Source organism: Lentzea aerocolonigenes, from assembly GCF_000955955.1.
Lineage (GTDB): Bacteria > Actinomycetota > Actinomycetes > Mycobacteriales > Pseudonocardiaceae > Lentzea > Lentzea aerocolonigenes_A.
The window spans coordinates 1-9,328 of the sequence record NZ_JYJG01000396.1 but is presented as its reverse complement, the minus strand read 5'-3'; the positions used below and the strand labels follow the sequence as shown (position 1 = coordinate 9,328).

The 9,328-nt window shown below is 69.1% G+C and carries 11 protein-coding genes; 3 read left to right on the top strand and 8 right to left on the bottom strand.

What is annotated here, in order from left to right; translation table 11 throughout:
- Window positions 1–67: 67 nt before the first annotated feature.
- The 5 genes from UK23_RS40170 to UK23_RS40150 are packed head-to-tail and all read right to left on the bottom strand — an operon-like array spanning window position 68 to window position 4,721.
- Window positions 68–1,147, bottom strand: a complete 1,080-nt coding sequence (locus UK23_RS40170; RefSeq protein ID WP_231114896.1) for a pyridoxal-phosphate dependent enzyme — start codon at window positions 1,145–1,147, stop codon at window positions 68–70.
- Entirely contained in the window at window positions 1,144–1,932 is a 789-nt protein-coding gene (locus UK23_RS40165; protein WP_045317042.1) for a Rossmann-like domain-containing protein, read from the bottom strand. Before UK23_RS40165 ends, UK23_RS40170 begins: the two co-directional genes overlap by 4 nt.
- 14 nt (window positions 1,933–1,946) lie before the next feature.
- Complete coding sequence (locus UK23_RS40160) at window positions 1,947–2,702, bottom strand: ABC transporter ATP-binding protein (RefSeq protein WP_045317041.1); 756 nt, start codon at window positions 2,700–2,702, stop codon at window positions 1,947–1,949.
- The gene (locus UK23_RS40155; RefSeq protein ID WP_231114895.1) at window positions 2,699–3,754 is read right to left on the bottom strand and encodes a FecCD family ABC transporter permease; all 1,056 of its coding nucleotides are present in this window, start codon (window positions 3,752–3,754) and stop codon (window positions 2,699–2,701) included. Before UK23_RS40155 ends, UK23_RS40160 begins: the two co-directional genes overlap by 4 nt.
- Window positions 3,747–4,721 carry an ABC transporter substrate-binding protein gene (locus UK23_RS40150; protein ID WP_045317040.1) on the bottom strand — a complete coding sequence of 325 codons (975 nt, stop codon included), beginning with the start codon at window positions 4,719–4,721 and terminating at the stop codon, window positions 3,747–3,749. The genes UK23_RS40155 and UK23_RS40150 overlap by 8 nt, the downstream gene beginning before the upstream one ends.
- Window positions 4,722–4,809: 88 nt before the next feature.
- Here UK23_RS40150 and UK23_RS40145 point away from each other — a divergent pair, with 88 nt between their 5' ends.
- Window positions 4,810–6,033 carry an MFS transporter gene (locus UK23_RS40145; RefSeq protein WP_231114894.1) on the top strand — a complete coding sequence of 408 codons (1,224 nt, stop codon included), beginning with the start codon at window positions 4,810–4,812 and terminating at the stop codon, window positions 6,031–6,033.
- 44 nt (window positions 6,034–6,077) lie between these two features.
- Window positions 6,078–6,374 carry a YiaA/YiaB family inner membrane protein gene (locus tag UK23_RS40140; RefSeq protein ID WP_045317038.1) on the top strand — a complete coding sequence of 99 codons (297 nt, stop codon included), beginning with the start codon at window positions 6,078–6,080 and terminating at the stop codon, window positions 6,372–6,374.
- Between the two features lies 1 nt (window position 6,375).
- Here UK23_RS40140 and UK23_RS40135 read toward each other — a convergent pair whose 3' ends face one another.
- Genes UK23_RS40135 through UK23_RS40125 form a run of 3 tightly spaced genes read right to left on the bottom strand, consistent with a single transcriptional unit; the run spans window position 6,376 to window position 8,012 of the window.
- Window positions 6,376–6,933: a hemerythrin domain-containing protein gene (locus UK23_RS40135; RefSeq protein WP_156213734.1), complete on the bottom strand. Its 558-nt coding sequence runs from the start codon at window positions 6,931–6,933 to the stop codon at window positions 6,376–6,378.
- Between the two features lie 10 nt (window positions 6,934–6,943).
- The gene (locus tag UK23_RS40130) at window positions 6,944–7,687 is read right to left on the bottom strand and encodes a hypothetical protein (protein ID WP_045317036.1); all 744 of its coding nucleotides are present in this window, start codon (window positions 7,685–7,687) and stop codon (window positions 6,944–6,946) included.
- Window position 7,688: 1 nt separating this feature from the next.
- Window positions 7,689–8,012: a hypothetical protein gene (locus tag UK23_RS40125; protein WP_045317043.1), complete on the bottom strand. Its 324-nt coding sequence runs from the start codon at window positions 8,010–8,012 to the stop codon at window positions 7,689–7,691.
- Between the two features lie 80 nt (window positions 8,013–8,092).
- On the opposite strand from UK23_RS40125, the gene UK23_RS40120 reads away from it, so the two are divergent.
- Window positions 8,093–9,241, top strand: a complete 1,149-nt coding sequence (locus UK23_RS40120) for a cytochrome P450 (protein WP_052685459.1) — start codon at window positions 8,093–8,095, stop codon at window positions 9,239–9,241.
- The last annotated feature ends 87 nt before the right edge of the window (window positions 9,242–9,328 follow it).

Genomic DNA, 9,328 nt, shown 5'->3' with positions numbered 1-9,328 from the left:
CCACACCACCCAACCAGCAGACGCGTCCCCGCTCCAGCCCCTCGTGACAGCTACGACATCGCGACAGCTACGACGCCGCTCGAACCGCTTCGACGGCCGCGTTCGGGGGCGCTCCCGCCCGGTCCCAGTGCATGCGCGACCACGGCAACCCCATCTCCGCCAGCTTCTTGATCTGCAACGGGCGGAGTTCTGCCGCGAGCGGCGCCTCGGCGTGCCGGGAGTACGCCGCGTCGACGTACCGGTGCCCGGTGTCCGGGGCCAGCACGACGACGTGCCGGTCCGGATCGAGCCGCTGCTCCCACCTCGCTGCCAGGTAGGCCGCTCCCGCCGACAGCCCGGCGAAGACCGCGTGCTCGCGCAGCAACGCCACGCTGCCCGCCAGCGCCGCGTCGAAACCGAACCAGTGCACGGTGTCGTAGAGCGTGTGGTCGACGTTGCCGAACGGGATCGAGCTGCCGATCCCGGCGATGATGATCTCCGGGTCGTGCACGTGCTCGCTGCCGAACGTGACGCTGTCGAACGGTTGCACGCCAACGAGTTCCACGCTCGGATCGGTCTCGCGGAGAAACGTCGCCAGCGCACCCGTCGAGGCACCGGTTCCGACACCACCCACGACGGAAAGCCTGGAGCAGTCGACGTGAGAGCGCACGAGGTCGGCGATCGGCCGATAGCCGCGGTAGTGGACGTCGTCGTGGTACTGGCGCATCCAGTGGTACCTCGGGCGATCACGCAGGATCTCCCGCACCCGTTCGACCCGGCGGCTCTGGTCGAGTTTCAGGCTCGCGGACGGCGGCATCGGTTCGACGGTCGCGCCGAGGATCTCCAGCTGCGTGCGCAGGGTCCTGTCGACGGTCGTGGACGCGATGATGTGGCAGTGCAGGCCGTACCGGTGGCACGCGAGCGCCAGCGCGTGCGCGTAGATGCCGCTGGAACTGTCCACGAGGGTGTCGCCGTGCTCGATGGTGCCGCATTCGAGCAGATGTCGAACCGCTTCGAGGGCCGAGGCGACCTTCATCGTCTCGAAGCGCAGGCAGAGGGTGCGGGAGTCGAGCCGCACCAGGGCGGGACGGCTGAGCGCGTCAGCGATGTGCCCATCGACGTGCCCGTTGATGTGCCCGTTGATGTGACTGTGCACGGCTTCTCTCACGTCCGGTAGCGGAACAAGGCGGTGTCGTCGGCGCTGAACTGCGAGAACGGGAACGGTTCCGCGGACAGCGCGGTGACTCCGGCGCCGAGGAAGTGGCGGGCGACGGCGCTCGCGGTCTGGGCGTAGACGACCAGCGGGATGTCCCGTTCGCGGCAGCTGCGCAGGATCTCGTCGAACGTGCCGTTGCCGATCGTCATGCCGGTCGCCACCACCGCGTCGGCCACTCCGAGCACGTCCCGCATGTCCGGCGTCACCGGGTCACCCCACTGGGTCGTGCGCAACGACAGGTCGCACGGCAGGCACTCGGCGCCACGTTCGCGGATCGCCGCCACGAGCGGGTTCACCACGCCAATCAACGCGACCTTGGCGCCCGGTCCGACATCCAGCAACCCCGCCACGGCCGCATCACGGGCCCGGGCTCGCTCTTCCGGCGTGCCCGCGCGAAGCACCACCCGTTCGGCGGTCTCGTGTGGACGGACGCTGCCGAGGTAGGCGTCGAGCGCGGCGATTCGCACCGGGGCCGGCGCCTCGGTCAGCAGCCGGGCAACGGGAGCTCCGGAGTAGTTCGCGCAGACCGCCGGATCTGCCTCACCTTCCGCGAACGCGCACGCCCCGAAAGCCCTGCCGACGCGGGCCAGCACGTACTGGTTGCGGTAGGTCACCTCACTTCCGGCCAGCCGCGTGCCGTGATGGACCCAGAACACGCTCGTGGCAAGCACTTCCGCGGGATCGGGGCCGTGTCTCCCGGCCAGCACCTCAGCTGTCAGATCGTCCACAGTGGTCACTTGCTTCCCCCTTCTCAGCGATAGCCGACGGCCAGATGACCGAGACTGTCGCGACCGATCTCGGCGTCCACGTCGAACACCTCGCGCAGCAACGGCGCCGTGAGCACTTCTTCCGCGGGACCGTCGGCGACGACCGTGCCGCGATGCATCAGGACCAGCCGGTCGCAGTAGCGGGCGGCCAGCGCGAGGTCGTGCAGCGCCACCACGACGGTCTGCGGCGTGCGGCCGGCCAGTTCCATCAGGTCGAGCTGGTGGCGCACGTCCAGGTGGTTGGTGGGCTCGTCCAGCAGCAGGCCCGAAGTCCGTTGCGCCAGCGCACGCGCCAGGTGGGTGCGCTGGCGTTCGCCACCGGACAGCTGCTTCCACGGCCGGTCCGCCAACCCGCCCAGATCGAGCCGGCCCAGTGCTTCCGCGACGATCTCGTGGTCAGCGGCGTCCGGGCCACGCCACCGAGACCGGTGGGCGGTCCGGCCGAGCATCACGACATCGGCGACCCGCAGGTCGCTGTCCGTGTCGGCGGTCTGCTCGACGAACGCCAGCTTGCGCGCCCGCTCACGAGCAGGCCACGCAGCGATGTCCACGCCGTCGTACCTGACCGCGCCTGCCGTCAGCGTGCGCAGACCCGCGATGCACCTGAGCAACGACGACTTGCCGGAGCCGTTCGGTCCGATCAGCCCGACCGTCTCACCGTCAGAGACCTGCAAACTCACGTCCTGGACGATGGTCTTGCCCGGCACGCCCCAGGTCAGATGTTCAACAGCGATCCTCACAGCTCTCCCCTCCTGCGCAGCACCAGCAGGAAGAGCGGCACGCCGAGCAGCGCGGTGAACACCCCGACCGGCACCTCCAGCGGCGCGAAGATCACGCGGGTCAGCGCGTCCGTCCAGACCAGGAACACCGCGCCGGCCACCGCCGACAGTGGCAACAGCCTGCGGTGCAACGGCCCCACCAGGAACCGGACGCCGTGCGGCACGATCAGCCCGACGAACCCCACAGCGCCCACCGCGGCCACCGCGACGGCGGTGAGCACCGACGTCGTCACCAGCAACACCGCCCTGGTGGCACGGACGTCGATGCCGAGCGACGACGCGGTGTCCGCCCCGAACGCGAACCCGTCCAGCGCGGACGAGCACAACCACACGACGAGCAGCCCGACGGCGAGGACCACCGAGCACACCGCGACCGACGTCCACCTGGCCGACGCCAGCGAGCCCAGCAGCCAGTTCGTGATCGCGCGGATGCTGTCGGCGTCGCCGGACGACAGCAGGATCAACGAGGTCAAAGCCGCGAACAGCTGACCGACGACCACACCGGTGAGCACCACCCGCACGGAATCGAGCCCGGTTCGCCGCAGCAGCAACATCAGCAGCCCGAACGACACCAGCGCGCCGATCAACGCACCACCGGTCACCCCGAGCTGGGAGCCCGCGAACCCGAGCACCACCACGACGACCGCGCCGGTCGAGGCACCGGACGACACCCCGAGCAGGTAAGGATCGGCGAGCGAGTTGCGCGTGACGCTCTGCAACGCAGCTCCGCACACCGCCAGAGCCGCGCCCACCAGCGCCGCGAGCAGCACCCGCGGCAGCCTCAGGTCCCAGATCAGCGAGTCGAGCAGGCGTGGCAGCGGGGCAACCGGCAGGCCCAGGCGCACGCCCAGAGAGCGGCCAATTTCTGGCCAACTCGCGGCCACTCCTGTCCGGACGGCGAGCACCAGCGAGACCATCAGGACCGCGAGACTCAGCACCGTCAGGAGCACGCCCTTGTCGCGTCGAACGGGAGTCACGGAGACGGCAGGATCCAGGACGGCGGCCTCAGCCACGGCCGGCGATCTTGTCGAGTCCTGCGCCGAACGAGCGCAACGCGTCCACAGTGCGCACGGACGGGTCCATCTCGATGCCGTTCAGCTCGATGACCTTGTTCTCCCGCAGGGCTTTCAGCTGCGAGATCACCGGGTGTTCGCGCATCATCGCGAGCTTCTCGCTCGCCTTGTCGCCCGGGTTGCCGCGTTCGGACAGGTCGCCGACCACGATGACATCGGGATCCCGGCGGGCGATCTCCTCCCACGACGCCTCCGGCCACTCCTGGCTCAGGTCGTCGAAGATGTTGGTGGCACCGGCGATCTTGCTCATCTGGCTGGGCATGCCGTCGCGACCGGCCACGCACGGAACGCCCTTGAAGACCGAGTAGATCCACACGACCTTGACCGGATCCCGTTTCACCGCTTGGACTTCGGCGAGCACAGTGCGTTGGTCGGCGGCGAGCTGGTTCGCCTTCTCGGTGGTGCCGAAGATCTTGCCGAGGTTCTCGTAGTCGCGGAACAACCGCTCGAACGGCGGCGTCGTGCCGTCCGGGCAGTTCACCGCGCTCACGAACGTGGGCACGCCAAGGGCTTCCAGCTCGTCTCGCGTACCGGCTCGGTCGGCCGTGAACAGCTCCTTGAACCCGGACACCACCACGTCCGGGTTCGCCGCGCGGAGAGGCTCGGACGTGAGGATCTTGGGCGACAGCACCGGGATCTTCGCGTAGGCGTCGGCGTACTTGGGCGAGACCTTGGTCTTGATGTTCGCCGTACCGGCCATGCGGTCCTGCATTCCCAGTGCCAGCAGCGTTTCCGTGGAGGACTGGTCCAGCGCCACCGCCCGTTGCGGCGTGCTGGTGAACGTCAGCTGCTTGCCGCAGCTCTCCACCGTCGCCTGGGTTTTCGGCGCTTCGGCGCCTCCCGGTGTGGCGCAGCTGGCGGCGAGCACCGCGACCAGTGCCAGGCCGAGCCGGGCGGGGTGTGACATCGGATCCTCCAGAGCACGACGACTTCAGCGTCCGTTACTGTAACGACAACCATTTTCAAATCAAGCCCTTTCCTGGAAGGTGACGCACGTGGTTCACGACACAGCCCCACCGGCGGCGAAGGCCCGATCGGTGCTGCGCGACTCGGCGTTCCTCCGGCTGTGGACGGCGACCACGGCTTCCGGCTTGGCGACCTGGGCCCTGCCGTTCGTGCTGGGCCTGGCGGTGCTCTCGCGCTCGCTGACCGCCGTCGAGCTGGGCGTCCTGCTCGCCGCGCGCACCACCGGTTTCCTCGCCGCGGTCCCGATCAGCGGCGTGCTGGCCGACCGCTACGCCCGCCGCCAGGTCGTCCTGTACTCGGGCCTCACGTCGGCGATCGCCGCACCCGTCCTGACTGCCTTTCTGGGCAACTCCCTGGTGCTGGCCGCCGTCGCGGCCGCGGCGATGGGCGCGGGCCAGGGTGCGTGCCGGCCGGCGTTCTCCGCGCTGACCGCCGAGGTCGTCGAACCGGTTCAACGCCAGCAGGCCAACGCGGCGATGACCATGTCGATCCGGGTGACGACGCTGGTGGCGCCGGGTCTGACCGCGCTGCTCGCACTGGTGGTGAACACGCAGGGGCTGCTGCTGGGGATCGGCGCGCTGTGGCTGGTGGCGGCTCTGGTGCCGCCGGCCGGCTCGGGACAGGTGCCGTCCGCGGACGGCAAGGGATTCGTGACGGAGTTCCTGGACGGCGTGCGCGAGGCTCGCCGGCATCCGTGGTTCCTGGCGGGCCTGGGCGCACTGTCGGCCGTGATCGCGACCGGCTACTCGGCGACCGGCGTGGTGCTCCCCCTGGTCAGCCGTGACCGGTACGGCACAGAAGCGGTGCTGGCGGGTGCTCTCACCGCCTACACGCTCGGCGCACTGGCCGGCGCGGTGCTGATGGCTCGCTGGCGGCCGCGCGCCGCCGGGTGGACGGGGCTCTTCGGCCTGGCGCTGTACGGGTTCGCGCCGCTGGCCCTGCTGCTACCGGTGCACCCGTTCGTCGTGATCGCCGTCTACGCGGTCGCCGGGCTCGGCATCGACCTGTTCAACGTCCCGTGGTTCACCGCGACCCAGCGCGAGGTCGAACCGTCGAAGCTCGCGCGGGTGTCCTCTTTGGACTTCCTGCTGTCGTACGGGCTCGCGCCCGCCGGCCTGGCGCTCATCGCCCCCGCCATCACGGAGTTCGGCACCAGCGCGGTGCTGATCGTGTGCGCGGTGGTCTGCTTCGCCGCGCCCGCGATCGCCGCGCTGGTGCCGTCGTCCCGCGATTTCGGCCCTCGACATGAGTAGCTGTACTCATGACAGCCGGGGTGTGACCCAGGACTCTGAGGATCATGACCTCTTCCACGCCCGCGCGCACCGCGACCACCGGCGCGTTCTACATGCAGGCGGTCCTCTCCTTCGGGCTCTCGCTCACCGCCGTGGGCATCGGAGTCGTGTTCCTGCCCGTTGACGGCTGGGTGCGCGCCTTCCTGGGCATCGCGATGCTCTACGCGATCACCTCGGCGTTCACGCTCTCCAAGGTGATCAGGGATCGCCAGGAGGACACGGCCATCACCAGCCGGGTGGACAGAGCCCGGCTGGACAAGCTGCTCACCGAGCACGACCCGTTCAAGATCGACGCGGTCTGACCTACTCGGAAGCGGCCTTCTGCAGCTCGCGCTTGAGCTGTTCCTTGCTCATGCTCGAGGCGTTGGAGAGGCCCAGGTTGCGGGCCTGCGTCAGGAGCTCCTCGCGAGTCGCCTGGCCGGGCAGCTCACCGAGGTGCTCTGCCCTGCTGGCCGCGAACCGCTCGCCGAGCTGGTAGCGGCGTTCCGCGCTGAGCTTCGTGCGCATGCCGGGAAGGACCGTCTTCTCCTCTTCCTCCACGTGGTGGGAGACGGCGTCGACGACCTTCTTCAGCGCCTCGTCGTACTGCGGCGAGTCCCAGTCGCAGTCCAGCAGCTTCGCGAGCAGCTGCTCGGCTTCTGCGTGCTCCTCCTGGCTGTGCTCGACCTCGTCCGACTCGCCCGCCTCCTTGATGGCGACCGGGTAGACCTCGGACTCCTCGGCCCGGCTGTGGGCGACGAGCAGCCCGCACATGACCGGCGTGAGCAGCGGCCGTTTCTCCGGGTGGTTCTTCAGCTCGTCCCACAGGCGCTCCACCTCGCGGTGGTCCTGCATGATCAGGTCGACGACGTCGTACTGCACGGCGGTCCTCCTATTGCTGATTCCTGGGATAACGGGTGCCGATCGGGGCGACGCCGCGCCGTCCGATCCGGCCGATCACCACGCCGAACGCGGTGACCACGGCCGCGGCCACGACGCAGCCGATGACGATCGACCACGTGAGACCGGCGTTCAGAAGTCCCGACGCCGCACCGGCGACAGCACCGGCGACGAGACCGTTGACGAGGTTCACGAGTCCGGCGACGCTGAGCGCGGTGCCGATCAGGCGCGGCCGCCTGGCCTTGCGCCAGCCGGTCTGGCCGGCGTCCGCCTCGACAGCCGCGGTCTCGTCGTGCATCTGACGGACGAAAACGTCCTTCGTGGACGGTTCGAGGTCGCCGTAGACGTGCCGGATCCGGTTGATCCCCAACCCTGCCTGCACGTCCTCGATGACCAGCTCGACCGCGCGGAACAGCGTGGCGAGCCCGATCAGGAACAGGCCGGTGAAGATCACCAGCACCAGCGTCAGCAACACCTCGAGTGGAACGACCTGGGCGACGAACCCGAGCGCGATCATCGACGCGGAGATCGTGGAGAGCAGATGACCTGCCCTGCCGGTCGCGTCGGTGATGTTCGCGGTGCGCACCATCTGCAACGTGTAGTGCTCGGTGGTGAGGATCGTCAGCGCCGAGGTCTTGTCCTCACCCTTGGGCACTGTCAGCGTCGAGTGCTCGTCCTCACCCTTGGGCACTGTCAATGCCGAGGTCTTGTCCGGTTGTTCGTCCGCGTGCGGCACGTCAGCGTCCGAGTGCGTTGGCGAGCTCCTTCTTCGTCATCGTGGAGCGGCCCTTGATGTTCTTCTTCTTGGCCTCGTTGTAGAGCTGCTCCTTCGTCGGACCCTGCGCACCGCTGTGCGAGCGCTGGCCACCGCGCTTCTGCGGCGACATGTCCTTCGTGGACGACTTGCTTGCCGTCTTGGACTCACCGGACTGGGCACGGTTCTTGTTCACCGTGCGCGCGGCGATCTCCTTGGCGCGCTTCGACGAGGCGCCACGGCTGCGGGCGGAGTCCTTGATGTGTTCGTACTGGCGTTCACGTTTCGCGTTCGATCCCGCTGGCATCACGACCTCCTGGTTCGAGCTGAACCGCGAATACCCCCGGTCAGGGCGGTTCACACCTGGGTGACCGGGTAGCCATGACCATGGCGATCTCATCTCGGCTCGACACCGCCCGAGTGCTGGCGACCGTGCTGCTGCCGACGCTGGCGAAAGGCGTCATAGTCCGCAGGCCCGGCGTGATGGCGCTCGCCGAGAAGCTCCAGTCCGACGGCACCGCGATCAGCACGATGCGGCACCTGCGCGACCGCTACGGCCCCGAGCCCGTGCGGCTGCGCATCACCGGACGCAGTGTCGCGATGCTGGTCGACCCCACCGACGTCGGCCGGTTGCTGACCCAGTCACCCGAGCCGTTCGCGTTGGCCACCAAGGAGAAGAAAGCCGCGCTGAACCACTTCCAGCCACACGGCCTCCTCATCTCGGAAGGCGCCGACCGAGAACGGCTCCGGGATCTCAACGAACGCGCCCTGCGACCTGAGAAGTTCGACGTCGAGCCGATCGTGCGCGACGAGGCCGACCTGTTGACCAGGCACGTGATGAGCACCGGCGAGCTGACCTGGGACTCGTTCGCCCAGGCGTGGTGGCGGATCGCGCGCAGGATCGTGCTCGGCGACAGCGCCCGCGGGGACACCCAGCTCACCGACGACCTCAAGGCGTTGCGCCAGAACGCGAACTGGGCGTTCCTGCATCCTCAGCAGCGCGACCTGCGCGAACGTTTCGAACGCAGGCTGGCCGAGTACAACCCGGAGCTGCCGGACCAGGTGCCGCACTGGTTGTTCGCGTTCGACGCGGCCGGCATCGTCACCATGCGCGCGCTGGCCATCGGCGCACGCGGCGCGCACGGCATCCTGGAATCGGCGCGGCTGTGGCCGACGACGCCGGTGATCCTGCGCGAGAGCACGATCGCGACCCGCTGGCACGGCACGTGGCTGCCGGAGAACACCGAGTTCGTGGTGTTCACGCCGTTCTTCCACCGCGACCCGGACCGGCTGCCGTTCGCCGACCGGTACGCCCCGGAGATCTGGGACCAGGCGCGCGACCCTGCGATCGTCCCGTTCAGCGCCGGACCGGGTGAATGCCCAGGTCGTGACCTAGTGCTCGCCACCGCGGGCGCGATGCTGGACGCGTTGAGCGAGCACCTGACGTTCCCGAAGCTCACCGAGCCGCTGCCGGCGACGCTGAACCACTTCGCGCTCCGCTTGCCCGCCACCGCGGTGGGTACTCGCGTGTCATGAACGCACCTCTGCACGCCGTGGTGACGGGGTCGGACTCCGGCATCGGCAAGGCAGTCGCCGTCGCACTGGCGGGCGGTGGTGCCGACC